The sequence below is a fragment of the Pseudomonas sp. 14A genome (assembly GCF_018132745.1).
GTDB classification, from domain to species: Bacteria; Pseudomonadota; Gammaproteobacteria; order Pseudomonadales; family Pseudomonadaceae; genus Aquipseudomonas; species Aquipseudomonas mercuritolerans.
This window is the reverse complement of record NZ_JAGRQJ010000003.1, coordinates 526350-551772: the sequence shown is the minus strand read 5'-3', so window position 1 is coordinate 551772 and position 25423 is coordinate 526350. Positions and strand designations below refer to the sequence as shown.

At 60.0% G+C, this 25423-nt stretch carries 25 protein-coding genes and 2 tRNA genes; 15 read left to right on the top strand and 12 right to left on the bottom strand.

The features are described 5' to 3' along the window. The first annotated feature begins 11 nt into the window (after positions 1–11). The gene (locus tag PS14A_RS05115; protein ID WP_137215344.1) at positions 12–965 is read left to right on the top strand and encodes a hypothetical protein; all 954 of its coding nucleotides are present in this window, start codon (positions 12–14) and stop codon (positions 963–965) included. 124 nt (positions 966–1089) lie between these two features. Here the strand turns inward: PS14A_RS05115 and dinB are convergent, their stop codons facing one another. Then, on the bottom strand, positions 1090–2151 hold the full coding sequence (gene dinB / locus PS14A_RS05110; protein WP_137215343.1) for a DNA polymerase IV: 1062 nt from the start codon (positions 2149–2151) through the stop codon (positions 1090–1092). A gap of 279 nt (positions 2152–2430) precedes the next feature. Between dinB and PS14A_RS05105 the strand changes: the two genes are divergently transcribed. The 5 genes from PS14A_RS05105 (at position 2431) to PS14A_RS05085 (ending at position 8062) form a co-directional block, all read left to right on the top strand. Beyond that, positions 2431–2507, top strand: a tRNA-Met gene (locus PS14A_RS05105). A 217-nt stretch (positions 2508–2724) separates the two neighbouring features. Continuing rightward, positions 2725–2801: transfer RNA gene (locus PS14A_RS05100), tRNA-Met, on the top strand. Between the two features lie 279 nt (positions 2802–3080). Next, positions 3081–5720 (top strand): bifunctional lysylphosphatidylglycerol flippase/synthetase MprF, encoded by a 2640-nt coding sequence (gene mprF / locus PS14A_RS05095; protein ID WP_212615444.1) that lies wholly within the window; start codon positions 3081–3083, stop codon positions 5718–5720. Next, positions 5720–7015, top strand: coding sequence for an AcvB/VirJ family lysyl-phosphatidylglycerol hydrolase (locus tag PS14A_RS05090; protein ID WP_212615443.1), 1296 nt, complete (start codon positions 5720–5722; stop codon positions 7013–7015). Before mprF ends, PS14A_RS05090 begins: the two co-directional genes overlap by 1 nt. Before the next feature lie 720 nt (positions 7016–7735). Then, a complete protein-coding gene (locus tag PS14A_RS05085) occupies positions 7736–8062 on the top strand; it encodes a DUF3077 domain-containing protein (RefSeq protein WP_212615442.1) in 327 nt (108 codons plus the stop codon). Positions 8063–8256: 194 nt separating this feature from the next. On the opposite strand, the gene PS14A_RS05080 is transcribed toward PS14A_RS05085, so the two are convergent. Next, complete coding sequence (locus tag PS14A_RS05080) at positions 8257–10158, bottom strand: potassium transporter Kup (protein WP_212615441.1); 1902 nt, start codon at positions 10156–10158, stop codon at positions 8257–8259. 289 nt (positions 10159–10447) lie between these two features. On the opposite strand from PS14A_RS05080, the gene rimO reads away from it, so the two are divergent. From rimO to tsaA, 6 genes are all read left to right on the top strand, one after another. Continuing rightward, entirely contained in the window at positions 10448–11785 is a 1338-nt protein-coding gene (gene rimO, locus PS14A_RS05075) for a 30S ribosomal protein S12 methylthiotransferase RimO (RefSeq protein ID WP_137215336.1), read from the top strand. A gap of 218 nt (positions 11786–12003) precedes the next feature. Further along, complete coding sequence (locus PS14A_RS05070) at positions 12004–12477, top strand: GNAT family N-acetyltransferase (protein ID WP_212615440.1); 474 nt, start codon at positions 12004–12006, stop codon at positions 12475–12477. Positions 12478–12668: 191 nt separating this feature from the next. Next, positions 12669–13379, top strand: coding sequence for an rRNA pseudouridine synthase (locus PS14A_RS05065; protein WP_212615439.1), 711 nt, complete (start codon positions 12669–12671; stop codon positions 13377–13379). A 70-nt stretch (positions 13380–13449) separates the two neighbouring features. Continuing rightward, positions 13450–13917: a DUF1456 family protein gene (locus tag PS14A_RS05060; protein ID WP_016771408.1), complete on the top strand. Its 468-nt coding sequence runs from the start codon at positions 13450–13452 to the stop codon at positions 13915–13917. 129 nt (positions 13918–14046) lie between these two features. After that, positions 14047–14817 carry an SDR family oxidoreductase gene (locus PS14A_RS05055; RefSeq protein ID WP_076566197.1) on the top strand — a complete coding sequence of 257 codons (771 nt, stop codon included), beginning with the start codon at positions 14047–14049 and terminating at the stop codon, positions 14815–14817. A gap of 166 nt (positions 14818–14983) precedes the next feature. Next, positions 14984–15682 (top strand): tRNA (N6-threonylcarbamoyladenosine(37)-N6)-methyltransferase TrmO, encoded by a 699-nt coding sequence (gene tsaA, locus PS14A_RS05050; protein ID WP_212615438.1) that lies wholly within the window; start codon positions 14984–14986, stop codon positions 15680–15682. Between the two features lie 172 nt (positions 15683–15854). Here the strand turns inward: tsaA and fpr are convergent, their stop codons facing one another. Next, entirely contained in the window at positions 15855–16634 is a 780-nt protein-coding gene (fpr, locus tag PS14A_RS05045) for a ferredoxin-NADP reductase (RefSeq protein ID WP_007908723.1), read from the bottom strand. A 132-nt stretch (positions 16635–16766) separates the two neighbouring features. On the opposite strand from fpr, the gene PS14A_RS05040 reads away from it, so the two are divergent. Next, positions 16767–17693: a LysR family transcriptional regulator gene (locus PS14A_RS05040; RefSeq protein WP_137215332.1), complete on the top strand. Its 927-nt coding sequence runs from the start codon at positions 16767–16769 to the stop codon at positions 17691–17693. On the opposite strand, the gene PS14A_RS05035 is transcribed toward PS14A_RS05040, so the two are convergent. The 3 genes from PS14A_RS05035 to PS14A_RS05025 all read right to left on the bottom strand — a co-directional run bounded on the left by PS14A_RS05035 (position 17690) and on the right by PS14A_RS05025 (position 19746). After that, positions 17690–18052, bottom strand: coding sequence for a diacylglycerol kinase (locus PS14A_RS05035; RefSeq protein WP_042607041.1), 363 nt, complete (start codon positions 18050–18052; stop codon positions 17690–17692). The two genes, PS14A_RS05040 and PS14A_RS05035, sit on opposite strands and share 4 nt — an antisense overlap. Positions 18053–18125: 73 nt before the next feature. After that, positions 18126–18776, bottom strand: a complete 651-nt coding sequence (erdR, locus tag PS14A_RS05030) for a response regulator transcription factor ErdR (protein ID WP_016771412.1) — start codon at positions 18774–18776, stop codon at positions 18126–18128. 223 nt (positions 18777–18999) lie between these two features. After that, complete coding sequence (locus PS14A_RS05025; protein ID WP_212615437.1) at positions 19000–19746, bottom strand: tRNA-uridine aminocarboxypropyltransferase; 747 nt, start codon at positions 19744–19746, stop codon at positions 19000–19002. Positions 19747–19935: 189 nt separating this feature from the next. Here PS14A_RS05025 and PS14A_RS05020 point away from each other — a divergent pair, with 189 nt between their 5' ends. After that, positions 19936–20361 (top strand): PA3611 family quorum-sensing-regulated virulence factor, encoded by a 426-nt coding sequence (locus tag PS14A_RS05020; RefSeq protein WP_007908738.1) that lies wholly within the window; start codon positions 19936–19938, stop codon positions 20359–20361. Here PS14A_RS05020 and PS14A_RS05015 read toward each other — a convergent pair whose 3' ends face one another. Next, the gene (locus PS14A_RS05015; RefSeq protein ID WP_016770569.1) at positions 20362–20559 is read right to left on the bottom strand and encodes a hypothetical protein; all 198 of its coding nucleotides are present in this window, start codon (positions 20557–20559) and stop codon (positions 20362–20364) included. A 341-nt stretch (positions 20560–20900) separates the two neighbouring features. Between PS14A_RS05015 and PS14A_RS05010 the strand changes: the two genes are divergently transcribed. Then, positions 20901–22016, top strand: coding sequence for a TIGR00730 family Rossman fold protein (locus tag PS14A_RS05010; protein ID WP_212615436.1), 1116 nt, complete (start codon positions 20901–20903; stop codon positions 22014–22016). Positions 22017–22074: 58 nt separating this feature from the next. On the opposite strand, the gene recX is transcribed toward PS14A_RS05010, so the two are convergent. The 5 genes from recX to PS14A_RS04985 all read right to left on the bottom strand — a co-directional run bounded on the left by recX (position 22075) and on the right by PS14A_RS04985 (position 25325). Next, positions 22075–22542 carry a recombination regulator RecX gene (gene recX / locus PS14A_RS05005; protein WP_130911062.1) on the bottom strand — a complete coding sequence of 156 codons (468 nt, stop codon included), beginning with the start codon at positions 22540–22542 and terminating at the stop codon, positions 22075–22077. 9 nt (positions 22543–22551) lie between these two features. Next, positions 22552–23610 (bottom strand): recombinase RecA, encoded by a 1059-nt coding sequence (gene recA, locus PS14A_RS05000; protein WP_137215330.1) that lies wholly within the window; start codon positions 23608–23610, stop codon positions 22552–22554. Between the two features lie 83 nt (positions 23611–23693). After that, on the bottom strand, positions 23694–24194 hold the full coding sequence (locus PS14A_RS04995; protein ID WP_137215329.1) for a CinA family protein: 501 nt from the start codon (positions 24192–24194) through the stop codon (positions 23694–23696). A 67-nt stretch (positions 24195–24261) separates the two neighbouring features. After that, positions 24262–24780 (bottom strand): lysis system i-spanin subunit Rz, encoded by a 519-nt coding sequence (locus PS14A_RS04990; protein WP_212615435.1) that lies wholly within the window; start codon positions 24778–24780, stop codon positions 24262–24264. Then, the gene (locus PS14A_RS04985) at positions 24759–25325 is read right to left on the bottom strand and encodes a glycoside hydrolase family 19 protein (RefSeq protein ID WP_137215327.1); all 567 of its coding nucleotides are present in this window, start codon (positions 25323–25325) and stop codon (positions 24759–24761) included. The genes PS14A_RS04990 and PS14A_RS04985 overlap by 22 nt, the downstream gene beginning before the upstream one ends. Between the last annotated feature and the right edge of the window lie 98 nt (positions 25326–25423).

Here is a 25423-nt window from a genome sequence, read left to right as displayed (position 1 = left end):
ATAGAGACGTCATGTTCAAGCGAAACACCTTAGGCCTCGGTGGCGCCGCCCTGTGCGGCGCCCTGCTGGTCAGCGGCTGCGCCAATCACATGTCGCAACGCAGCGAGCACGAAGAGCGGGTCGAGCGAAAGTTGCTCGATCACAGCCTGCAGATCGATGTCGGCGAGCCCAAGGTGCTCGAGCTGCCGCAGCGACGCGTGAAGATCAACGAGCAGAAGACTTTCGAGGTCACCGAGTTCGAGGTCACCCGTCGTTACGACCGCTACACGCCTTACCAACCCTGGCGCGAAGTCTACGAGATTCCGCTGGGCGCGGTAGCCGTGGTCGGTGGTGTCGGTGCGAACGTGGTCAACGTGTTTGCCCTCGGTAACCTGCCGGATAGCGTCACCAAGGATTGGCTGAGCTACGGTTTCGCCGGGCTCAACCCGTTCATGAACGTGCAGTCCAACGGTCGCGCGCAGCAGAACCTCGCGGGCATCGACGAAGTCCAGCGCGACAAGCGCACGGAGTATTCGAGCCTGCCGTGGAGCGAACGACCGGTGCAGGTCAGGGCCGGCAAGCAGACGTTCGACATGACCACTGATCGCAACGGCGTGCTGCGCTTGAATCTGCTCGACAGTCCGTTCGCCGAACATGACCTCAACCATGTTGGCCGCTTGCAGATCAGTGTCGAGGACGCCAAGGACGATGTGCATACCGACTCGACCCTGATGCTCAGTGGCCACCTGCGCGGCAAGCTGATCGAGGCGCACGGGCTGATTTATGACGATCTGGAAGATGATGAGGTGAGCCAGTGGGTACACCGGGTCAAACGCCTGTCGGAGCTGGGCCTGGAAGAAGAAGCCAGCGAATTGGAACAAAGCCTGATCGAACTGACCCGCAATGATCCTGAGTTGCAGACTGAGTTTCTCAAGTCTCTGGCCAAGGATGCCGGGCGTTTAGTGGCTGATCCGGGACCGAATTAAAGCTTGGAAGCTTCGTGGGAACGCCGCCCGGAGGAGGCTCGCTCCCACAAGGGATTTGTGAACGACGCAGATCCAATGTGGGAGCGAGCCTGCTCGCGAAGAGGCCCTGCCAGGCGCCGCAAATTTACCGCTCAAACAACTCCATCTGCTCAAACCCTCCGCGCAGATCCTCCAGCCTCACCCCCACCCCCAACAACCGCACCGGTTTGCCACCGCGGTTGAACGCCTGAGTCAGCATCAACTGATAGCTGCCCAGGTCGCGCCCTGCCCCGGCCTGCTCCAGGGTGGTCTGGGTGAAATCATGAAATTTGACTTTGACGAACGGCTTGCCCGGTCGATAACTGCTGTCGATCCGCGCCATGCGGGTTTTCAGGGTCTCGAGCAGCTCGGGCAGTTTGTCGAGGCAACTGCGCAAGTCCGGCAGATCAACGTCGTAGGTGTTTTCCACACTGATCGACTGACGCCGGCTGTCGTTGTGCACCAGCCGGTCATCGATCCCACGGGCCAGATTCCACAAGCGCTCGCCGAAACTGCCGAATTCGCGCACCAGCGCCAGCCTGCCCCACTCGCGCAGGTGCTGGCAGTCGACGATGCCGAGCTTGCCGAGCTTGTCGGCGGTGACCTTGCCGACGCCGTGCAGCTTGCTCACCGGAAGACTGCTGACGAAATCCTCGACCTGATCCGGGGTGATCACGAACAAACCGTTGGGTTTTTTCCAGTCGCTGGCGATCTTCGCCAGAAACTTGTTCGGCGCAACGCCAGCTGAGACGGTGATGTGCAACTGGTTGGAGACCCGGCGGCGAATGTCCTGGGCGATGCGCGTGGCGCTGCCGCCGAAATGCGCGCTGTCCGACACATCGAGGTAGGCCTCGTCCAGCGAAAGCGGCTCGATGAGATCGGTGTAATCGGCAAAGATCGTATGAATCTCCTTCGACGCTTCGCGATAAGCCTCCATGCGCGGCTTGACGATGGTCAGGTCCGGGCACAGCTTCAATGCATGCCCGGAGGCCATGGCCGAGCGCACACCATAGGCGCGCGCTTCATAGTTGCAGGTGGCAATCACCCCGCGCCGATCCGCCGAACCACCCACCGCCAAAGGCTTGCCGGCCAGACGCGGATCATCGCGCATCTCGATGGCGGCGTAGAAACAGTCACAGTCGATGTGGATGATTTTTCGCTGGGTCATGTCGGAAAAAGACAACGTAGCAAGCCGGAGCCGCAGTATCTCATTGGCACCTGTATATAGCACCAGTGGTTGAATGTTCTTTTCCGACCGTAGGAGATTTCCGATGAATTTGTTTTTTCAATCACAGATCAACGGACAATAGAGCTGAAAGCCTTGCGCCACCTGCCCTGCGCGCCGGCCAACCGCCGCAAAAAGACGCTAAGCGCTTGAACCTCAACAGATTTATCCCGATTGACGGTTGACACACTCGCGAACCTCTGTAGAATGCCGCCACACAGACGCGGGATGGAGCAGTCTGGTAGCTCGTCGGGCTCATAACCCGAAGGTCGTCGGTTCAAATCCGGCTCCCGCAACCAAACATCAGAAAAGGCTACTCGAAAGAGTGGCCTTTTTTGTGCGCGTCTGTTTTGCAAACTGGCGCGCCGCGCAGTCGCTAGCGAAGCGGCAATCCGTTACATTTCCGAAACTTACGGATTACCTGCGACCGTTTGCCGCGATTTTGCAGTTATTTGGCCCATTCCGGGATTAGCGGTTGACACCTCGTCGTTCGCCTGTAGAATGCCGCCACACAGACGCGGGATGGAGCAGTCTGGTAGCTCGTCGGGCTCATAACCCGAAGGTCGTCGGTTCAAATCCGGCTCCCGCAACCAAACATCAAAAAAGGCTACTCGAAAGAGTGGCCTTTTTTGTATCTGTTGAAAAAGTCCTTTCGCAACAATGATCTGTCACTGTGCAGTGAACCGCTGGGGATCATCAGAACCACTGACTTGCGACTATGCTTGAGTCGCAGACAGGGTTTGTGCAATCCAGGAACTGCCCTCGCCGATGCCCGACGAGAGGCGTAGTATTTTGTGATTATTTTTTTCTACAGGGATTGGTAACTTGGCTGGATACCTCCATCCTGTCGCGCACAATCCAAGAGGTGATTGATGCGCGCCAACTCGTCTGATCCACAAGACACCGTTACAGCAGAACAACCGATCAAACCCGAGCGTTTGCGCTGGCTGGATCGGTTAAGCAAATACCGTCAGCCGATCGGTCTGGCCGTCACGTTGCTGCTGTTTGCCATTGCCCTGATTGCCTGCCGCCATCTGCTCGCCGAGCTCGATCTCTATGCGCTGCACGACTCGATTCTCGACGTGCCGAAACCGGCCCTGCTCGGCGCCATCGGCGCGACCGTGGTCGGCTTCATCATTCTGCTCGGCTATGAATGGTCGGCCAGCCGCTACGCTGGTGTGAAACTGCCGCCGCGCACCCTCGCGCTCGGCGGCTTCACTGCGTTTGCGATCGGCAACGCGATCGGCCTTTCGCTGCTTTCCGGCGGCTCGGTTCGTTATCGTTTATATGCGCGACTGGGCGTCGGTGCGTCGGAAGTCGCGCACATGACCTTTTTCGCCAGTCTTTCGCTGGGCTGCGCCTTGCCGCCGCTGGCAGCGCTGGCGACCCTGAGCAATCTGCCCGCTGCCTCGCAGGCCCTGGGATTGTCCGAAGTCTTGCTCGGCTCCGTCGCCGCAGCCGTATTGATCCTCGGTGCAGTGCTGGCGATCGGCATCTATCGCCGTCGTCTGCCGGAACAACCCTACCCCGACAATCTGCTGGTCCGTGCCGGGCGGCGCACGTTGCGCCTGCCGGGTCGACGCCTGACCTTGCTGCAACTGGTGATCACCGCCCTCGATGTCGCGGCTGCCGCCACCGTTCTCTACTTGTTGCTGCCGGAAGCGCCGCCGTTTGCGCCGTTCCTGCTGGTGTATCTGTTGGCGCTGGCCGCCGGTGTACTCAGTCATGTGCCGGGCGGGGTCGGCGTATTCGAGGCGATTCTGCTCGCCGCGTTTGCCGACAAGCTCGGCGCCGCACCGCTGGCCGCTGCCCTGCTGCTGTATCGTCTGATCTACGTGGTGCTGCCGCTGCTGGTCGCTTGCGTACTGCTGCTGATCAACGAAGGCCAGCGCCTGTTTCAATCCCAGACCATGCGCGCGGCGTCCGGTCTGGCTGCGCCGGTTCTGGCGGTGCTGGTGTTTCTGTCTGGTGTGGTGTTGCTGTTTTCCGGCGCCACCCCGGAGATCGACACGCGCCTGGAGCACATCGGTTTTCTGATCCCGCATCGTCTGGTCGACGCCTCGCACTTCGGCGCCAGCCTGATCGGCGTGCTCTGCCTCTTGCTTGCCCAAGGCCTGCGCCGGCGCCTGTCGGCAGCGTGGATGCTGACCACCATTCTGCTGCTGGTCGGCGCCCTGCTTTCGCTGCTCAAAGGCTTCGACTGGGAAGAAGCCACGCTGATGACGTTGACGGCCGCGCTGCTCGGCGTGTTCCGCCGCTCCTTTTATCGCCCGAGCCGTTTGACCGAACTGCCGTTTTCGCCGCTGTATCTGGTCGCCAGCCTGTGTGTGCTGGGCGCTTCGGCCTGGTTGCTGCTGTTCGCCTATCAGGACGTGCCCTACAGCCATCAGCTCTGGTGGCAGTTCACCCTTGATGCCGACGCGCCTCGCGGGCTGCGCTCGCTGCTTGGCGCTGCTGTGTTGCTGGTGGTGGTTTCGCTGACATGGCTGCTGCGCACCGCGCGGCCTGTGATTCATTTGCCAACTCCAGACGAACTGGATCGCGCGGCAAAGATTCTCATGGCCTCGTCGCAACCCGACGGCGGCCTCGCGCTGACCGGTGACAAGGCGTTGCTGTTTCATCCCAACGACGAGGCGTTCCTGATGTACGCCCGCCGTGGCCGCAGTCTGGTGGCGCTGTACGACCCGATCGGGCCGAGCCAGCAACGTGCGGAAATGATCTGGCAATTCCGCGACCTCTGCGACATCCATCACACCCGCCCGGTGTTCTATCAAGTGCGCGCGGAGAACCTGCCGTATTACATGGACATCGGCCTGACCGCGATCAAGCTCGGCGAAGAAGCCCGGGTCGATCTGCTGCGCTTCGATCTGGAAGCCAAGGGCAAGGAGATGAAAGACCTGCGCTACACCTGGAACCGTGGCACCCGCGATGGTCTGTCGCTGGAAATCCACGAGCCGGGTCAGGCGCCGATGGATGAGCTGAAGGTGATTTCCGATGCCTGGCTGACCGGCAAGAACGTGCGCGAGAAAGGCTTCTCCCTCGGCCGCTTCAGCGACGATTACCTCAAGCATTTCCGCATTGCGGTGATTCGCTTCGAAGGCCGCCCGGTAGCGTTCGCCAATCTGCTCGAGACCTACAGCCACGATCTGGCCAGTCTCGACCTGATGCGCGCGCACCCGGAAGCGCCGAAGCTGACCATGGAATTCATGATGGTCGGCCTGATTCAACACTATAAGAGTCACGGATACGCGCGCTTCAGCCTGGGCATGGTGCCGTTGTCGGGGCTGCAACCCCGGCGCGGCGCACCGCTGACCCAGCGCCTGGGCTCGATGGTTTTCCGCCGTGGTGAGCAGCTGTACAACTTCCAAGGCTTGCGCCGCTTCAAAGACAAGTTCCAGCCTGACTGGGAACCCCGTTATATGGCCGTGCCCGCCGGACTCGATCCGCTCGTGGCACTGGCCGACACTGCTGCCCTGATCGCGGGCGGCTTGACTGGATTGGTGAAACGCTGATGATTCAACGCTCCCTGAAGTACATCCTGGCCGGCCTGCTGGTGCTGGCCGTGATTGCCGGCGGCGGTTACTGGTACCTCAAACGCCCGGCACCGGAACCGACCGTCGAACAGCTCAAACCCGCCGATGGCGCAGCCATGACCCGGGTCATCCCCGGCAGCAAGCCGAAGGCTCAGGTGCTGGTCGCCGTCACCGACGAACAGAAGCTCTCCGAGAAACAACTGACCACCCTCAGCCGCAGCGCTTCGGCGCAGATCGTTCAGGTGATCCTGCCCAAGGACTGCCTGCTGCAAAGCCGCGCCCTGCAATCGGGCCTGCGCGAACTGAACGGCCCGGCCACCCTGGTCAGCGGCATCGGCCCAGGCGCTGTGCTGGCGTGGCGCTGGCTGGCCGAACAGAAAGACGACAAGGCCCAGGCCATCTCCGTCGATCTGGCCCTGGAAAAACCCGGCTGCACCCATCTGTTGCCAAAATCCGCCGCCCACGGCCACTGGCTGGTGGCGTGGAACGACAACCCGGACGACGCCAGCGCAGGCTTCGTCCGCGATCAGCCGAACGCCGAAACCAGCATCAGTGACTACGACATCAACCTGCCGCAAGTGCTGAACAACGAACTGCGCAAAATCCTCGTCGGCGGCGACAAGGCCAACGGCGGTCTGGCGATCCCGGTCGTGGAAGTGCCGGCCGGGCAGGCCAACGACACCGTGACCCTGTTCCTCTCCGGCGACGGCGGCTGGCGCGACCTCGACCGCGACGTGGCCGGGGAAATGGCCAAGATCGGCTACCCGGTGGTCGGCATCGACACCCTGCGCTACTACTGGCAACACAAGAGCCCGGAGCAGAGTGCACTGGACCTCACCGAACTGATGCAGCACTACCGGCAGAAATGGGGCACCAAACGCTTCATCCTCACCGGCTATTCGTTCGGCGCTGACGTACTCCCGGCGATCTACAACCGCCTGCCAGAAAACGAACAGCAGCGCGTCGACGCGATCATCCTGCTCGCCTTCGCCCGCACCGGCAGCTTCGAAATCGAAGTCGAAGGCTGGTTGGGTAACGCCGGTAAAGAAGCCGCCACCGGCCCGGAAATGGCCAAGCTGCCAGCGGCCAAGGTTGTGTGCATCTATGGTGAAGAAGAAACCGACGAGAGCGGCTGCACGGACAAGACGGCAGTGGGTGAGGCAGTGAAGCTGCCTGGCGGCCACCACTTCGACGAGAACTACCCGGCGCTGGCCAAGCGTTTGGTGGACTTGATCGAGAAGCGTCAGAGCAAGAACTCGGTCGCCGAAGAGTGATCTGAAGCGCATCCACAAAAAGCCCCCGCAACTTCACGGTTGCGGGGGCTTTTACATTCCAGCAGCCACCAAAATCCCTGTGGGAGCGAGCCTGCTCGCGAAAGCGGTGGGTCAGTTTACAGATTCGTCGACTGACACTACGCATTCGCGAGCAGGCTCGCTCCCACAGGGGAATTGCGCTGGATTCAGCGGTTTTGTGGCAAGGCTCGTAAATTTCTTGACTCTTCAGGAAGCTAAAATCAGGAAATGTCCACATTCCATAAAACGTGGACACCTGCTTAATTGGCATTATCGAATCGTCAACTCCACACCCATTCATCTACCGAACAAATACCCACAAAATCGCCAGCAACGTTTAGTTTCGTTTACGTCTGGTCTCGCAATATCAGATGACGCCCACAGACCTTGTAGGCAAACTCCGAAACTTGTGTTCGGGCGCTCTGCCGCTCTTTTGCGCTGTTTTTTGACGGGATACTCTCCGGACGTCGCTGACCCATTCAGCGATCGGGTGTGGTAACCCGGTTAGGCAAAGTGCAACAGTGCCTCCATCACGACATCAGGCGTTCTTTTACGCCTGTAATTTACTGTCATGGCAGCTGTACGTGGGAGACCTTCGGGTCTGCCGGTTTCTTTGCTCTCCCGGTTTACCACCCTGCGTACAGCTGCCACCCATTCGTGTGGTAACGAATGCGGCAGCTCCTCGTTTTAGGGAGCAAAACAATGAGCAAAGAAATTCCGTCAACGCCTTCAGACCTTACAACAATCGGCTTCACCCCTTTCCTCTACAACGCGGATCAAGCGTTCTTCAACGTCCGCTCCGGCGTCCCGATCATCAATGCCTTGTCCCAATCCTCCGACCTGCTGTCCCTCGCCAAATCCTTCGCCGAGGATGCTGCTTTCATCAAAGACACCGACCGCCATGCCTGGGCCGCGCATTACCTGACGGTGATGGGCAAAGCCTTGATTGATGATGTGATCCAAGCGCTGATCCCACGACCTGCGCGGACGAAGACTGAATCTGAAGAAGAATTACCTGATAGCCACTAACACTGCAGACCGTTGTGGGAGCGAGCCTGCTCGCGAATGCGGTGGTTCAGCCACCACATGCTTCGACTGACACTAAGCCTTCGCGAGCAGGCTCGCTCCCACAGGGAATCAGCGGTGGTTTGAGGATTGGGCACAGGCACAAAAAGCCCCCGCCAGCCGCAAGGCTGACGGGGGCTTTTCAGTTGAGGCGCAGGCTACATCTCCACCTGCGTCCCCAACTCGATCACTCGGTTTAACGGCAGATTGAAGAACCGCAAATTGCCATTGGCATTCTTCAACATGAACGCAAACAGCGCCTCACGCCAACGCGCCATCCCCTCGAGTTTCGAGGCAATCACCGTCTCGCGACTAAGGAAATAGGTCGTGCGCATCGGGCTGAAGTCCAGATCATCCAGATGACACAGCTTCAACGCCTGCGGCACGTCGGGCTCGTCGGTGAAACCGAAATGCAGGATCACCCGGAAGAAGCCCTCCCCGTGCGCTTCGACTTCGAAACGCCGCGATGGCGGGACGCGCGGGATGTCTTCGTAAACCACCGTCAGCAGCACCACTTGCTCGTGCAAAACCTGGTTATGCAGCAGATTGTGCAACAGCGCATGCGGCACCGCGTCGGAGCGGGCGGTGAGGAACACGGCGGTGCCCTGTACGCGATGCGGCGGTTGCACGCGGATGCTGCTGATGAAGATCGGCAGCGGCAGCGCGCCTTCGTCGAGGCGTTCGACCAGCAGTTGTTTGCCGCGCTTCCAGGTGGTCATCAGCACGAACAGGGCGATACCGGCGATCACCGGGAACGCGCCGCCCTGAACGATCTTCGGCACGTTGGCGGCGAAATACAGACCGTCCACCAACAGGAAGCCGAGCAGCACCGGCACCGCGAGGATCGGTGGCCATTTCCACAGCAGCAGCATGACCGCCGACACCAGAATGGTGGTCATCAGCATGGTGCCGGTCACCGCCACTCCGTAGGCCGAGGCCAGTGCGCCGGAGGATTCGAAGCCGATCACCAACAGGACCACGCCGACCATCAGCGCCCAGTTCACCGCGCCGATGTAGATCTGGCCCTGCTCGTCGCTGGAGGTGTGCTGGATGTACATGCGCGGGATGTAGCCGAGCTGGATCGCCTGACGGGTCAGGGAGAACGCGCCGGAAATCACCGCTTGCGAGGCGATCACCGTGGCCATGGTCGACAGGCCGACCAGCGGAATCAGCGCCCAGCTCGGTGCCAGCAGGTAGAACGGGTTACGCGCGGCGTCCGGGTTTTCCAGCAGCAATGCGCCCTGGCCGAAGTAGTTGAGCACCAGCGCCGGCAGCACCAGCAGGAACCAGGCACGGGCGATCGGCTTGCGGCCGAAGTGGCCCATGTCGGCGTACAGCGCTTCCGCGCCGGTCAGCGCCAGCACCACGGCGCCGAGAATTGCGACGCCCATGCCTGGGTGCACAACGAAAAAATTCACCGCCCACATCGGGTTCAGCGCGTGCAGCACTTCCGGGGTGTGGCTGATGCCGTACACACCGAGGGCGCCGAGGACGAGGAACCAGGTGACCATGATCGGCCCGAACAGAATGCCGATCCGCGCGGTGCCGTGGCGCTGGATCAGAAACAGCGCGACCAGCACCACCAGCGACAGCGGCACCACCCAGTGATCGATGCCTTCAAACGCCAGGCCGAGACCTTCGATCGCCGACAGCACCGAAATGGCCGGGGTGATCATGCTGTCGCCGTAAAACAGCGCCGCACCGATCAGCCCGCACACCACCAACAGCGTGCGCAGGCGCTTGCGCCCCGCCGCTGCCCGCCGTGCCAGTGCCGTCAGGGCCATGATGCCGCCCTCGCCCTGGTTGTCGGCGCGCAGGACGAACATCATGTACTTGATCGAGACCACCCAGATCAGCGACCAGAAGATCAACGACAGAATGCCGAGCACACCGTCGTGATTGACCGGCACACCATAACCGCCGGAAAACACTTCCTTGAGGGTGTACAACGGGCTCGTGCCGATGTCGCCATAAACTACCCCGACTGCCGCGACCAGCATGCTCAGCGGTCTGCTTGCCGAACCCTCGGCGCCCGCCGCATGACTACTTGCCTGACCCATCCAACACTCCTGATCTCGATACTGGCTTCTTTGAAGGAAGCACTATGCTTTGTAGTGCAGCATGCGCTGTTTTACCTGTTGTTACAGACCAATGATTGACTGCACGAAATCGGTAAAGCTCAACGGCGCGAAGCATAGCGCAGCACTCGTCGTATTTCCCCGTATAAAGCTGGTCAAGTGCGTTGCCCGCCGCTAGAATTGCGCACTTTTTGATCAGAGGCGCATCTCAAGCGCCCATCCGTCAGCTGCCGCGTGTGGCCAGCGACGTCACAAAACACCGAGGTTAGACATGTCCACCACTCCTGCGCCGGCCAATCCAAAGGTTGGCTTTGTATCTCTGGGTTGCCCGAAAGCACTGGTCGACTCCGAGCGCATCCTGACCCAGCTGCGCATGGAAGGTTATGACGTGGTGTCCACCTATCAGGACGCTGACGTCGTGGTGGTCAACACCTGCGGCTTCATCGATTCGGCCAAGGCTGAATCTTTGGAAGTGATCGGCGAAGCGATCAAGGAAAACGGCAAGGTGATCGTTACCGGTTGCATGGGCGTCGAAGAAGGCAACATCCGCAACGTCCACCCGAGCGTGCTCGCTGTGACCGGTCCGCAGCAGTACGAACAAGTGGTCAACGCCGTGCACGAAGTGGTGCCGCCGCGTCAGGATCACAACCCGCTGATCGACCTGGTGCCGCCGCAAGGCATCAAGCTGACCCCACGCCACTACGCCTACCTGAAGATTTCCGAAGGCTGCAACCACAGCTGCTCGTTCTGCATCATCCCGTCGATGCGCGGCAAACTGGTCAGCCGCCCGGTGGGTGATGTGCTCGACGAGGCGCAGCGCCTGGTCAAATCCGGCGTCAAAGAGCTGCTGGTGATCTCGCAAGACACCAGCGCCTACGGCGTCGACGTGAAATACCGCACCGGCTTCTGGAACGGCGCGCCGGTGAAAACCCGCATGACCGAGCTTTGCGAAGCACTGAGCACGCTGGGCGTCTGGGTCCGCCTGCACTACGTTTATCCGTACCCGCACGTCGACGAGCTGATTCCACTGATGGCCGCCGGCAAGATCCTGCCGTACCTGGACATCCCGTTCCAGCACGCCAGCCCGAAAGTCCTGAAGTCGATGAAACGCCCGGCGTTCGAAGACAAGACCCTGGCACGCATCAAGAACTGGCGCGAAATCTGCCCGGACCTGATCATTCGTTCGACCTTCATCGTCGGCTTCCCGGGCGAAACCGAAGAAGACTTCCAGTACCTGCTCAACTGGCTGACCGAAGCCCAGCTCGACCGCGTCGGCTGCTTCCAGTACTCGCCGGTCGATGGCGCGCCAGCGAATGATCTGGATCTGGACGTGGTACCGGACGACGTCAAGCAGGATCGTTGGGAGCGCTTCATGGCGCACCAGCAGGCGATCAGCTCGGCACGCCTGCAAATGCGCATCGGTCGTGAGATCGAAGTGCTGGTGGACGAGGTTGACGAACAAGGCGCGGTTGGCCGCTGCTTCTTCGACGCCCCGGAAATCGATGGCAACGTGTTTATCGACAATGGCAGCAACCTGAAGCCGGGCGACAAGGTCTGGTGCAAGGTGACTGACGCAGACGAATATGATTTGTGGGCTGAGCAGATCTAAGCACCGCAAAATACCTGTGGGAGCGAGCCTGCTCGCGAATGCGCTGGGTCAGTCGCTGTAAATATTGCCTGACACAATGCCTTCGCGAGCAGGCTCGCTCCCACAAGTGAATAGCGCTGTATCCAGAAGCCCCGCTCTTTTCCGAGATACGGGGCTTTTTTGCGGCTATCGTTTAGCGGGGGACGGACTCCCTTGAACCGCACAAGAGGCACACGCACATGCGTCAGCATTCGGTCATCCACACACCGAAAATCAGCGATTACGAAGAACTGACCCGGGTCTGGGAGGCCTCGGTCCGTGCGACTCACCAGTTCCTGCCGGACAGCTATATCGAGCTGTTGCGCAACCTGGTGCTCACCCGCTATCTCGATGCGGTCATGCTGATCTGCACCAAGGATCGCCAGCAGCGCATCACCGGGTTTGCCGGTGTGGCGGCGGGCAAGATTGAAATGTTGTTCATCGATCCTGATCATCGTGGTCAAGGCTTGGGCAAGCAGTTGCTCCGATATGCGATCGAACGGCTCAACGCCGATGAACTCGACGTCAATGAGCAGAACCCGCAAGCCTTGGGCTTTTATGAAAAGCAGGGCTTCGAAGTGATCGGCCGCTCCGAGTTCGATGGCATGGGCCAGCCGTATCCGCTGCTGCATATGCGCTTGCGGCAGTCCCAACAGCGCTCAAGCAACGGCTGACACACCATGGACCCCCTGTGGGAGCGAGCCTGCTCGCGAATGCGGTGTACCAGTCACTGCACACATAGACTGGCAGGACGCCTTCGCGAGCAGGCTCGCTCCCACATTGAATACAGCGCCTGCAAATGGAACCGGGCTTAACCGCTTCCACACAGGTACAATGCCCACCCCTTTTTTGTTACGGCCCTGTCATGACTGACCCGATTCGCCTCTCCAAACGCCTCATCGAACTGGTCGGTTGCTCCCGCCGGGAGGCCGAGCTGTTCATCGAGGGCGGCTGGGTCACCGTGGACGGCGAAGTCATCGATGAGCCGCAATTCAAGGTCGGCGAGCAAAAGGTCGAGCTCGACAAGGACGCCAAGGCCACCGCGCCGGAGCCGGTGACCATCCTGCTCAACGCCCCCGCCGGCATGGATGTCGACAGCGCCATGCAATCGCTCAGCGCCGAAACCCTCAGCGAAGAGCATCGCTACGGCAAGCGTCCGTTGCGCGGGCATTTCCTGCGCCTGACCGCCAGCGCCGACCTGCAGCCCAAGGCCAGCGGCCTGCTGGTATTCACCCAGGACTGGAAAATCCTGCGCAAGCTCACCGCCGACGCAGCGAAGATCGAGCAGGAATACATCGTCGAAGTCGAAGGCGAAATGGCTGCCCACGGCCTCAACCGTTTGCAGCATGGCCTGACCCACAAGGGCAAGGAGCTGCCGCAGGTCAAGGCCAGTTGGCAGAACGAAAACCGTCTGCGCTTCGCCATGAAAAACCCGCAGCCGGGAATCATCGCGCAGTTCTGCGAAGCGGTCGGCCTGAAGGTCATCGGCATCCGTCGCATCCGCATCGGCGGCGTGTCGATCGGCAAAGTCCCGGTCGGCCAATGGCGCTACCTGTCCGGCAAAGAGAAGTTCTAAGACTTCCACTGCCGCCCCACATTCCGGCAGCGCCCGCGAGCGCTGCCCACAACGCATCAGGAATACCGACATGGTTCATAACGACGTACTGCGCAGCGTGCGCTACATGCTCGACATCAGCGACAAGAAAGTTGTCGAAATCATCAAACTGGGCGGCATGGACGTCACGCTCGCCGATGTCATCACCTGGCTCGACAAGAAAGAAGAAGACGAAGAAGGCTTCGTGCGCTGCCCGGACGAAGTCATCGCGCATTTCCTCGACGGCCTGGTGATCTTCAAGCGCGGCAAGGACGAAAGCCGTCCGCCGCAGCCGATCGAAGTGCCGGTGACCAACAACATCATCCTGAAAAAACTGCGCGTGGCCTTCGAACTGAAAGAAGACGACATGCACGCGATCCTCAAAGCCGCCGAGTTTCCGGTATCCAAGCCTGAACTGAGCGCGCTGTTCCGCAAGGTCGGCCACACCAACTATCGCCCGTGTGGCGACCAGTTGCTGCGTAACTTCCTCAAAGGGCTCACGCTTCGCGTGAGAGCCTGAAAACAGCTGCAAGCTGCAAGCTACAAGCGGCAAGGCGGGGCACGGTGTTTGACTTGCCGCTTGTAGCTTGCAGCTCGAAGCTGGCCGCATGGCCTAGAGTGTACTGATCCCTAATCTTCAGGACTCGCCATGCATCCCTACTTCTCCCTGCAAGGCCGCACCGCTCTGGTGACTGGCGGTACTCGTGGTATCGGCAAAATGATCGCCAAGGCCTTCGTCGAGGCGGGCGCCCATGTCTACGTGTGCTCGCGCGACGTCGAAGCCTGCCATCAAACCGCCGAAGAACTTGGCGCCATGGGCATTTGCCACGGCGTGGCGGCAAATCTGGCGACCGAGGAAGGCGTGCGGGAACTGGCCGCGCGCCTGGGTGAGCAGATCACTCATCTGGACATTCTGGTGAACAACGCCGGCACCACCTGGGGCGCGCCGCTGGAGAGTTATCCGGTCAAGGGCTGGGAAAAGGTCATGCAGCTCAACGTGACCTCGGTGTTCAGTTGCATCCAGCAGTTTCTGCCGTTGCTGCGCAAGGCTGGCTCGGCGGCGAATCCGGCACGGATCATCAATATCGGTTCGGTGGCGGGGATTTCTTCGTTTGGCGAGCAGGCATATGCCTACGGGCCGAGCAAGGCCGCTCTGCATCAGTTGTCGCGCATTCTGGCGCGGGAACTGGTGAGCCAGCACATCAACGTCAACGTGATTGCGCCGGGGCGGTTCCCGAGCAAGATGACCCAGCATATTGGTAATGATGAACAGGCGTTGGCTGAGGATACTGCGCTGATTCCGATGAAGCGCTGGGGGCGTGAGGAAGAGATGGCGGCGCTGGCGATCAGCCTGGCGAGTACGGCGGGGGCTTATATGACCGGGAATATCATTCCTCTTGATGGTGGATTCAGTCTGTAGATCGGCGGTGCGGCATTCGCGAGCAGGCTCGCTCCCACAGGGATTTCGTACACAACGCAGCTACATTGTGGGAGCGAGCCTGCTCGCGAAGAGGCCAGCCCTGTCACCACCAGACTTGAAGCGAGCCGGGTTATCATGCCCGCCCTACCCGCTTCGATCCCAGACCATGACTTACAGCGTCTCCCCCATCGGCTTCGTGCGCTCCTGCTTCAAGGAGAAGTTCGCCATCCCCCGCCAGCCGCAACTGGCACCGGCCGCCCGTGGCGTGCTGGAACTGGTCGCGCCGTTCGATCAGGGTGACGCCGTGCAGGGGCTGGAGCAGGTCAGTCATGTTTGGCTGTTGTTTCTGTTCCACCAAGCCCTGGAAGACAAACCGCGCCTGAAAGTGCGCCCGCCACGCCTGGGCGGTAACAAGTCGATGGGCGTGTTTGCCACCCGTGCTACACACCGACCGAATGGCATCGGCCAATCGGTGGTGAAGCTGGACAAAGTCGAAGGCAATCGCCTGTTTATTTCCGGGATCGATCTGCTCGACGGCACGCCGGTGCTGGATATCAAACCGTACGTGCCGTACGCCGACATCATCCCCGGGGCGACCAATGACATCGCCAGCGCCGCGCCGCAGCTGATCGACGTGCAGTGGGCGGAGGCGGCCTTGAAACAGGCGCACACCCACGCTCAGCGGCTCGATGAGCCATTGGTTGAGCTGATCGAGCAGTGTCTGGCGCAGAATCCGCGTCCGGCGTATCAGACACCGGCGCCGGACCGTGAATATGGTGCGCAGTTCTGGGATCTCGACGTGCGCTGGCATTACCCGACGCCCGACCAGATCCGCGTGCTGGAAGTCATCCCGGCCGAGGCATAAAGCCCGCAAACGAAAAAGCCCGCGCTGCCTCCTCAGGCAACGCGGGCTTTACTGTCACACCCAATAACCAACTGTGGGAGCGAGCCTGCTCGCGAAGGCGTCGTGTCAGGCAACATCAACGTTGAAGACAGACCGCATTCGCGAGCAGGCTCGCTCCCACAGGTATCGCAGGTTATTTTTCTACGAACGCACGCTCGATCAGGTAATCACCCGGCTCGCGCATCCGCGCCGAGATCTTCAGGCCGAAGCTGTCGAGCACTTCGCTGGTCTCGTCGAGCATGCTCGGGCTGCCGCAGATCATTGCGCGGTCGTCCTGCGGGTTGATCGGTGGCAGGCCGATATCGCTGAACAGCTTGCCGCTGCGCATCAGGTCAGTGAGACGGCCCTGATTCTCGAACGGCTCGCGGGTCACGGTCGGGTAGTAGATCAACTTGTCACGCAGCGCTTCGCCGAAGAACTCGTTCTGCGGCAGGTGCTCGGTGATGAATTCGCGGTAGGCGACTTCGTTGACGTAGCGCACACCGTGAACCAGGATCACTTTTTCGAAGCGCTCGTAGGTTTCCGGGTCCTGAATGACGCTCATGAACGGCGCCAGACCGGTACCGGTGCTCAGCAGGTACAGGTGCTTGCCCGGGTTCAGGTCATCAAGAACCAGCGTGCCGGTAGGCTTCTTCGAGATGATGATCTCGTCGCCTTCCTTCAAGTGCTGCAGCTGGGAGGTCAGCGGACCGTCCTGCACTTTGATGCTGAAGAATTCGAGATGCTCTTCCCAGTTCGGGCTGGCGATCGAGTAAGCGCGCATAAGCGGGCGGCCGTTGGGCTGTTGCAGGCCGATCATCACGAACTGACCGTTCTCGAAGCGCAGGCCCGGATCGCGGGTGCACTTGAAGCTGAACAGAGTGTCGTTCCAGTGATGAACACTGAGGACACGCTCGTGGTTCATGTTGCTCATGTACGTTTGACTCCTGGAGATTGGTCTGCGCGGCTCAATGAGGCTTAACGTGCGCAATTGCATCGCATTCTAATAGCGACGACAATATCTGTTAACTGGATTATTAAGATAAGGGTTATCGGTTATATCGATATGCGATTTACTCTCCGTCAACTGCAAGTCTTCGTCGCCGTCGCCCAGCAGGAAAGCGTATCCCGTGCTGCGGGTCTGCTCAACCTCTCGCAATCGGCGGCCAGCACTTCGATCACCGAGCTTGAGCGCCAGTCCAGCTGCCAGCTGTTCGACCGCGCCGGCAAACGCCTGAGCCTCAACGCCCTTGGCAAACAACTGTTGCCGCAAGCGGTGGCCCTGCTCGACCAGGCCAAGGAAATCGAAGACCTGCTCAATGGCAAATCCGGTTTCGGCTCTTTATCAGTGGGGGCGACGCTGACCATTGGCAACTATCTGGCCACCCTGCTGATCGGCAGCTTCATGCAGCGGCACCCCGAAAGCCAGGTCAAGCTGCACGTGCAGAACACTGCCAATATCGTGCAACAAGTCGCCCACTACGAAATTGATCTGGGTCTGATTGAAGGCGATTGCAGCCACCCGGACATCGAAGTGCAGAGTTGGGTCGAGGATGAGCTGGTGGTGTTTTGCGCGCCGCAGCATCCGTTGGCCAAACGCGGCAGTGCGACGATGGAAGAGCTGACCCATGAGGCATGGATTCTGCGCGAACAGGGTTCCGGCACGCGGCTGACCTTCGACCAGGCCATGCGTCACCATCGCAGCGCGCTGAATATTCGCCTGGAGCTGGAACACACCGAAGCGATCAAACGTGCAGTGGAATCAGGCCTGGGGATTGGCTGCATTTCGCGGCTGGCCCTGCGCGATGCGTTCCGGCGCGGCAGTCTGGTGCCGGTGGAGACGCCGGGTCTGGATCTGGCGCGGCAGTTCTACTTCATCTGGCACAAACAGAAATACCAGACCTCGGCCATGCGCGAGTTTCTCGAGCTATGCCGCGCGTTCACCGCCGGGGTGCAGCGCAGCGACGAAATCGTGTTGCCGACCATCGCTTAAAGCAGAATCACCGCCCACACCAGCGCGATCATGCTCAGCGCCACGAACTGCGCGGCGCTGCCCATGTCCTTGGCATTCTTGGACAAAGGGTGCAGCTCCAGCGAGATGCGATCAATGGCCGCTTCCACCGCCGAATTCAGCAACTCGACAATCAGCGCCAGCAAGCAAACAGCGATCAACACCGCCTGCTCGACACGGCTGACATTGAGGAAGAATGTCAGCGGAATCAGCACCACGTTGAGCAGCACCAGTTGGCGGAATGCCGCTTCGCCGGTGAAGGCGGCGCGCAGGCCGTCGAGCGAATAGCCGGACGCGTTGAGGATGCGTTTCAGGCCGGTCTGGCCCTTGAAAGGTGACATAAGGAGAAACCAGCCAAAAAGGAGTGGGGAAGCTAGATCAACGAAAGTCAAAAAAGCGTGAAACCGCCAGCCATCACTGGCTGGGAATTGACTCAAGTTGTTGCAGCAGTAAAGCCGCCTGCGTGCGAGTGCGCACATTCAATTTGCGAAAGATCGCCGTGACGTGGGCCTTGATGGTCGCTTCCGACACGCTCAACTCATAAGCGATCTGCTTGTTCAGCAATCCCTCGCAGACCATGGTCAGCACGCGGAACTGTTGTGGCGTCAGGCTGGCCAGGCCATCGCTGGCGGCTTTCGCCTCATCCGACACACTCACTGCTTCGAACGCTTGCGGCGGCCAGAACACGTCGCCATCGAGCACCTTGCGCACCGCTTCCTGAATCACGCTCAGATCGCTGGACTTGGGAATGAAGCCACTGGCGCCGAACTCGCGGGACTTGACCATCACCGAAGCTTCTTCCTGGGCCGAGACCATCACCACCGGAATCTGCGGATACTGTCCGCGCAGCAGCACCAGCCCGGAAAAACCGTAGGCGCCGGGCATGTTCAGGTCCAGCAGGACCAGATCCCAGTCAGCCTTTTCGGTCAGGCGCGCTTCCAGTTCGGCGATGCTCGCCACTTCCACCAGTCGCACGTCCGGGCCAAGGCCCAGCGTCACCGCTTGGTGCAGGGCGCTGCGAAACAGGGGGTGATCATCGGCAATCAGGATGTCGTATGTGGCCATTTTTCAAATGATCCTGTTTTTGATGGCAGACGCGGTAGATTCCGGTCTGGCCAAAGCAACTCGAGACAACGCTTGTAAGCGCTATCCACAGGGGCACGTTCAACGCCAATCAACAGCAAACACGGCGTCTCAAACCTTGGCCGCACCCTAATCGGCGCCAAGCATGCCCAGCGCAGCCGGGGTGGTCAAGCAAGATGGCCAGCGCTGTGAACAGTATGGGCCACTATCGGGCCAACTCCGGCTGCGGCTTTCGTATATAGGGCAACAGCTCGGCGTGAGCGGGCGTTGATTCATTCATGTCCAGTTGCTGCTTGGCCCCGAGGTAATGCTGGCTGAACACATCGAAATAGGCGTCCAGCGCCGAGGCGGCATCGCTGTCACCGGCCAGTTCCAGGCACAACGCCGCGACTTCGGCGGTGCACAGGTGCTCGCTGCGGGTCGAACGGCGCAAGCGATAGCGCGAGAGTTTGTCGGGCAGCAGGCTGAGAATCGGCAAACGATCGAAATACGGACTCTTGCGAAAGATCTTGCGCGCCTCGGTCCAGGTCGCATCGAGCAGAATGAACAACGGGCGCTTGCTGCTTTCGATGCTCACTGTGTTGGTCACCCGCGACGGTTCGACGTATTCACCCGGAAACACCAGATACGGCTGCCACTGCGGATCGTTGAGCAGTGCGAGCATCTGCGGGTCTGGCTCGGTGCGTGACCAGATGAACGCGTGGTTGTCGCGCACCACATCGGCAATCAGCCAACCGGTGTTGCTTGGCTTGAACACTTCCTTGCCGGTCATGATCAGGCACACGCCAGAACGGGTGTCGACGCTTGGCCGCCACGCGCACAGGCAATGACTGATGATGACCCGGCAATCGCGGCAACGCTCGGAGCGAAAGCCGCGCGCCTGAATCGGCTTGATGCCTTCGTCTTCGCGCTGATCGCGCAGGCGGGCCACGGCGTTGGGGGCATGGATCATCGCAGGCAATACCGGCAGACAGGGAAACTCGACACGAAAGACACTCGGCAGGGCAATAAAGGCCGGCAGTTTACCAGAGCGACGGCCACAAGCCTGTACCGTCCAGACCGGCTCCCCTATAATTCGCCGCCACTGAACGCACCGCCCCGTGACGGGTCGAACCACCAGTCACCGAATCAGGAGAGTTTCATGCTGCGCCTTATCGTTCCCACCGCTGCCATTCTGCTGGCGTCGTCCTTTACCGCTCAGGCTGCGTCCCTGAGTGAGCAGAATCTGAACCGAGAGCTGCGCAACGTCGCCGCCCAAAGCAGCGTCGGCACGCCACGGGCGATCAATGAAGACATTCTTGATCAAGGCTACACCGTCGAGGGCACGCAGCTGATCAACCATCTGAGCGTGCAAAAGAGCCACGCCGACAAGATGCGCGCCGATCCCAAGGCTGTGTATTTCCAGTTGGGCGCGTCGGTGTGCAACAACCCGTCGTACCGCAAGCTGATGGCCAAGGGCGCGATCATGCGTTACGACTTCACCGAAGTGAAAACCAACAAAGCGATCGGCTCGGCCAGCTACCAGGAATCCGATTGCCCGAAAGCCGCGCCAGCGAAGAAGAAGTAATCAGCGCGAAGCCTTGGCGCGCCGCTGTTCATCCTCGGCGCGCAATTCCGCTACCAACGCCTGCAGATAGCGCGAGCGACGTTCGCCGCCGGCCAATCGTCGGCAGCACTCTTCTTCGAGACTCAATTGATGCGTCTCGGCCGACTCCTGCAACATTCGATACAGCTGCGTATCGATCTCCAGAACCACTCTGACCATGCATCCTGCCTCCTTGCCACCCACGAATCCTTGAATTGCCTCGCCTTGCGCAAACGCAAGGTCGTCTTGCGACGTCTGTCTTTGAGTAAATCAGAGTGATGGCCCTTCGCGACACGTTCAGACGAGCGGCGGGGCTTTGGCGCAAATCAGCAAGCGGTTGCCAGGCAAAACGTTACAGCGCACTGTTCAAGTCAGCGCGAATGCGTGCGAGGGTCTAGATTGAGAGTATTCCCGATCATTCGTTAACGGCAGAAATGGAACTGCCGGCCCTGTGTGTTTTTGCAGTGCGGCCCGGACGCTGGTTGTCAGGGCTAACCGCTCTGTACAGAAGGAGACGTTGAATGCCTTATCAGCCGAATGACCTCTTGAGCCGTCATTTTCAGGAAAGCGGCGACCTCATCAGCCAGGTCGAAGCACAACTCAACCATGTTTCCGCCAACAGCCCGAACATCCCCATCTACCGCGACATGATCCTGACCGTGCTGCGCATGGCTCAGGAAGACCACAACCGCTGGAATGCCAAGATCACCCTGCAAGCCCTGCGTGAACTGGAGCAGGCGTTCCGTGTACTCGAACAATTCAAAGGCCGGCGCAAAGTCACCGTGTTCGGCTCGGCGCGTACGCCAGTGGAACATCCGTTATACACGATGGCCCGCGAACTCGGCGCAGCGCTGACGCGTGCGGAAATGATGGTGATCACCGGCGCCGGCGGCGGCATCATGGCCGCCGCCCACGAAGGCGCCGGGCGTGACCACAGTTTGGGTTTCAACATCACCCTGCCCTTCGAACAGCACGCCAACCCGACCGTGGGTGGCACCGACAAGCTGTTGCCGTTCCACTTTTTCTTCACCCGCAAACTGTTCTTCGTCAAAGAGGCTGATGCGCTGGTGCTGTGCCCGGGCGGTTTTGGCACCCTTGATGAAGCGCTGGAAGTGCTGACGCTGATTCAGACTGGCAAAAGCCCGTTGGTGCCGGTGGTTTTGCTGGATGTTCCGGGCGGCACCTTCTGGCAAGGTGCGCTCGACTTCATCCGCAATCAGCTGGAAGAAAACCGCTATATCCTGCCGACGGATATGAAGTTGATGCGATTGGTTTACAGCGTTGAAGAAGCGGTGGACGAGATCAATCAGTTTTACAGCAACTTCCACTCCAGTCGCTGGCTCAAGCGGCAGTTTGTGATTCGCATGAACCACAAGCTCAGCGATCAGGCGCTGGCTCAGATGCAGGAGGAATTCGCTGATCTGTGCCTGAGCGACGAGTTTCATCAACACGCCTACAGCGATGAAGAACACGACGATGCACAGTTCAGCCATCTGGCACGGCTGGCGTTTGCCTTCAATGGCCGTACCCATGGTCGCCTGAGAGAGTTGGTCGACTTTATCAACCTGCCGGAAAACTGGGCCGATTCAAAACCGCCCACTGCACAACGCTCACGCGAGCCTTCCAACGTAATTTGAAGGCAAAAAAAGGCCCGCTATTTACTAAAAAATAGCGGGCCTTTTTTGTTGAATCGGTTTAATCGTCCATCCCTCGACCGCTGAACAAGCGGTTGATCATCTCCATCGAGAACCCCCGATACGCCAGAAACCGGCCTTGCTTGGCCCGCTCTTTCGCATCAATCGGTAAATGTCCGGAGAACTTGCGTTGCCACGTATCCTGAAGCTGCGCCTGCCAGTTGATACCGCTTTCGCGCAGGGCGATTTCGATATCGGTACGTTGCAAACCTCGCTGGCTGAGCTCCTCGCGAATTCGCAGAGGGCCATAGCCGGAACGGGCGCGGTAGGAAACAAAACTTTCAAGGTAACGGGCTTCGGAAAGCAGCCCCTCTTCCGTTAAACGGTCGAGGGCTGTTTCGATCAGCTCCGCCTCGGCGCCGCGCTGACGCAGCTTGCGCGTCAACTCGACTCGACCATGCTCGCGACGTGCGAGCAGGTCCATGGCGGTTCGCCGCACCGCGACGAGGGTATCAAGTACAAGAGTCATTCAATGACTTCAAACGTCGACATCGGCCTCAGCCATGTTATCGACCTTGTCCCGGGAGGCCAAAGCCTTGACGTCTGCCACTGGTGCCAGCAGCTTGTCACGCAGTTGCTTCTCAAGCTTCGCGGCGATTTCCGGGTTGTCCGCCAGGAACTTGGCCGAGTTGGCCTTGCCCTGACCGATCTTGGTGCCTTCGTAGGCATACCAGGCGCCGGACTTCTCGACAAAACCGTGCAGCACACCCAGGTCGATCATCTCGCCGTTAAGGTAGATGCCTTTGCCGTAAAGAATCTGGAACTCGGCCTGGCGGAACGGCGAAGCCACCTTGTTCTTCACAACCTTGACGCGGGTTTCGCTGCCGACCACTTCGTCGCCTTCTTTCACCGCACCGGTACGGCGGATGTCGAGACGAACCGAGGCGTAGAACTTCAGCGCGTTACCACCGGTGGTGGTTTCCGGGCTGCCGAACATCACGCCGATTTTCATGCGGATCTGGTTGATGAAGATGACCAGGCAGTTGGCGTTCTTGATGTTACCGGTGATTTTACGCAGCGCCTGAGACATAAGACGTGCTTGCAGGCCGACGTGCATGTCGCCCATTTCACCTTCGATTTCAGCCTTCGGCACCAGTGCCGCCACGGAGTCGACGATGATCACGTCAACGGCGTTGGAGCGCACCAGCATGTCGGTGATTTCCAGGGCCTGTTCGCCGGTGTCCGGCTGGGAAACCAGCAGGTCGTCAACGTTGACGCCCAGCTTGCCGGCGTACTCTGGATCAAGCGCGTGTTCGGCGTCGACGAATGCGCAGGTCGCGCCGGCTTTTTGCGCCTGGGCGATGACCGACAGTGTCAGTGTGGTTTTACCGGAAGATTCAGGACCGTAGATTTCAACAATACGGCCTTTTGGCAAGCCGCCAATGCCGAGTGCAATGTCCAGACCCAGAGAGCCAGTAGAGATGGATGGGATCGCCTGACGGTCCTGATCGCCCATACGCATTACGGCACCCTTGCCGAATTGACGTTCGATCTGACCCAGGGCCGCAGCCAAGGCTTTCTTCTTGTTGTCGTCCATTAAAGTCCTCACGTAATCAATAAGGCCTGACGGCCAACACCTGTATAAGTAGCCAGTATTATTCCACAGCGTTCGAAGATCGCCTACCCCTGATTTTCGATTTCTCGTGCCGCTAGTCGCACAAGTCCCTCTAGCGCGGCCTTCACCGTTTGTCGGCGAACTTCATCACGGTTGCCGGCGAAGTGCTGAACCTCGCTGGAAACCGCGTCGCCAACGCCCCAGGCCAGCCACACCGTGCCCACCGGTTTGTTCGGCGTGCCACCGTCGGGGCCGGCGACACCGCTGACCGCCACGGCAAAATGCGCCAGGCTGTGCTGCTGCGCACCGCGCACCATGGCCTCGACCACTTCGCGACTGACCGCCCCTACCGTCTCGAACAAATCGCCCGGCACATCCAGCTGCCGGGTTTTCTGCCGGTTGGAATACGTCACGTACCCCGCTTCAAACCAGGCCGAACTGCCGGGAATCCGCGTAATCGCTTCGGCGATCCCGCCGCCGGTGCAGGACTCGGCAGTGGTGACGTGGGCATTGAGCACTTGCAGACGTCGGCCCAGTTCTGCGGCCAGTTGGGTGATCTCTTTCACGGCAAGCTCCGGATCGTGTGGAATGCCTTCACCGTACACGAGCCGGACGCGCTTTCAATACACAGAATCATTCAAGATGTTCGGGCGCCAGCGCTCTGACATAGGCCTGACAGGCCTGCAAGGCAATCAGTGCGCGGTCGCCGGTGTCGGTGATGGCGATAATTCGTTGAGCATGCGCCGGGTCAAGTCGGGCGCGTACGGTTGCAGAATCCACGCCGCCGGTGCCGGCGGTGGCTGGCAGCGCACAGCCGTGGGCAACGTCGCCGGCGTCGACAAGGACTGACAGGCGCACATCGGCAGTAGCAAGGCGATCGCGCAGGCGATCCTGATCACGTTGGGCATCGCTCAGCGCTCGATAATGGGTTTGTTCACTGGCCGCGAGCCGTTGCTCCAGCGCCAGGCGTTTATCCTGATCGGCCTGTTGCGCGGTGGCGGCGGTCTGCGTCAGTTGATTGAGGGTTTCGGCGTTTAACCGCCCCTGCTCGGCCAATTGCCGCCCGTAGCGCCAGTCCTGCAATTGCCATGCAGCTGCAAACGCCCCGGCCACAAGCAACATCAGACCAATCACGCGCCAGGAGCCGGACATAGCACCGCCCTCGCCCGCGCCCAGATCTCGAGGCGATCCTGCAAGCCGTTCAACCCGCCGTTGATGCGGCGGGTGATGGTGTTGAACTGGTCCGCATCCGCCAGTTCATTCAGGCCCTTCTGCGCCCAGAACCACGCCGCCGATTCCGCCGCCCATTGCGGTTGCTCGAGCAATTCGGGTAACGACAAAAGACGCTCATCGCCAAACAAACCGAGGCTGCATTGGCGATAGTTGGCGCGACCGGTGATTTGTATGAGCCCACGCCCCCGATATTTTTGCCCGTCGCCATCCGCCTCGGGCGTATTACCCAGACGCAGCGCCAGGGTGCCGGTGTCGTATTTGCTCAGGTATTGGTTGTTGCCCAGTTCACGCACGTAACGCAATTGGCCCGACTCGTGACCAACCTGGGCGAGGAACGCCGCAACACGTTTTGGCGTGTCGATGCGATGCCTGGCCATGGCGGCGTTGAGTGCTAAAACAAAAACGCCCGCTTGGGAGCGGGCGTTGGGCATGATGTCGATAAGGTGTTTTTCAGTTAATTGCATGATGCTTGATCCTCCCTGGATATGGCCCCGATTGAATCACGGCTGGCGACTGATGCCTGCCAGCCATTTTTTTCCGGAGTTTTCAGGGTTCTATCGCA

Excerpts from the sequence above, each read along its gene's own strand:
- PS14A_RS05115 (WP_137215344.1), top strand. The coding sequence starts at position 12 with ATGTTCAAGCGAAACACCTTAGGCCTCGGTGGCGCCGCCCTGTGCGGC.
- dinB (WP_137215343.1), bottom strand. The coding sequence starts at position 2,151 with ATGACCCAGCGAAAAATCATCCACATCGACTGTGACTGTTTCTACGCC.
- mprF (WP_212615444.1), top strand. The coding sequence starts at position 3,081 with ATGCGCGCCAACTCGTCTGATCCACAAGACACCGTTACAGCAGAACAA.
- PS14A_RS05090 (WP_212615443.1), top strand. The coding sequence starts at position 5,720 with ATGATTCAACGCTCCCTGAAGTACATCCTGGCCGGCCTGCTGGTGCTG.
- PS14A_RS05085 (WP_212615442.1), top strand. The coding sequence starts at position 7,736 with ATGAGCAAAGAAATTCCGTCAACGCCTTCAGACCTTACAACAATCGGC.
- PS14A_RS05080 (WP_212615441.1), bottom strand. The coding sequence starts at position 10,158 with ATGGGTCAGGCAAGTAGTCATGCGGCGGGCGCCGAGGGTTCGGCAAGC.
- rimO (WP_137215336.1), top strand. The coding sequence starts at position 10,448 with ATGTCCACCACTCCTGCGCCGGCCAATCCAAAGGTTGGCTTTGTATCT.
- PS14A_RS05070 (WP_212615440.1), top strand. The coding sequence starts at position 12,004 with ATGCGTCAGCATTCGGTCATCCACACACCGAAAATCAGCGATTACGAA.
- PS14A_RS05065 (WP_212615439.1), top strand. The coding sequence starts at position 12,669 with ATGACTGACCCGATTCGCCTCTCCAAACGCCTCATCGAACTGGTCGGT.
- PS14A_RS05060 (WP_016771408.1), top strand. The coding sequence starts at position 13,450 with ATGGTTCATAACGACGTACTGCGCAGCGTGCGCTACATGCTCGACATC.
- PS14A_RS05055 (WP_076566197.1), top strand. The coding sequence starts at position 14,047 with ATGCATCCCTACTTCTCCCTGCAAGGCCGCACCGCTCTGGTGACTGGC.
- tsaA (WP_212615438.1), top strand. The coding sequence starts at position 14,984 with ATGACTTACAGCGTCTCCCCCATCGGCTTCGTGCGCTCCTGCTTCAAG.
- fpr (WP_007908723.1), bottom strand. The coding sequence starts at position 16,634 with ATGAGCAACATGAACCACGAGCGTGTCCTCAGTGTTCATCACTGGAAC.
- PS14A_RS05040 (WP_137215332.1), top strand. The coding sequence starts at position 16,767 with ATGCGATTTACTCTCCGTCAACTGCAAGTCTTCGTCGCCGTCGCCCAG.
- PS14A_RS05035 (WP_042607041.1), bottom strand. The coding sequence starts at position 18,052 with ATGTCACCTTTCAAGGGCCAGACCGGCCTGAAACGCATCCTCAACGCG.
- erdR (WP_016771412.1), bottom strand. The coding sequence starts at position 18,776 with ATGGCCACATACGACATCCTGATTGCCGATGATCACCCCCTGTTTCGC.
- PS14A_RS05025 (WP_212615437.1), bottom strand. The coding sequence starts at position 19,746 with ATGATCCATGCCCCCAACGCCGTGGCCCGCCTGCGCGATCAGCGCGAA.
- PS14A_RS05020 (WP_007908738.1), top strand. The coding sequence starts at position 19,936 with ATGCTGCGCCTTATCGTTCCCACCGCTGCCATTCTGCTGGCGTCGTCC.
- PS14A_RS05015 (WP_016770569.1), bottom strand. The coding sequence starts at position 20,559 with ATGGTCAGAGTGGTTCTGGAGATCGATACGCAGCTGTATCGAATGTTG.
- PS14A_RS05010 (WP_212615436.1), top strand. The coding sequence starts at position 20,901 with ATGCCTTATCAGCCGAATGACCTCTTGAGCCGTCATTTTCAGGAAAGC.
- recX (WP_130911062.1), bottom strand. The coding sequence starts at position 22,542 with ATGACTCTTGTACTTGATACCCTCGTCGCGGTGCGGCGAACCGCCATG.
- recA (WP_137215330.1), bottom strand. The coding sequence starts at position 23,610 with ATGGACGACAACAAGAAGAAAGCCTTGGCTGCGGCCCTGGGTCAGATC.
- PS14A_RS04990 (WP_212615435.1), bottom strand. The coding sequence starts at position 24,780 with ATGTCCGGCTCCTGGCGCGTGATTGGTCTGATGTTGCTTGTGGCCGGG.
- PS14A_RS04985 (WP_137215327.1), bottom strand. The coding sequence starts at position 25,325 with ATGCAATTAACTGAAAAACACCTTATCGACATCATGCCCAACGCCCGC.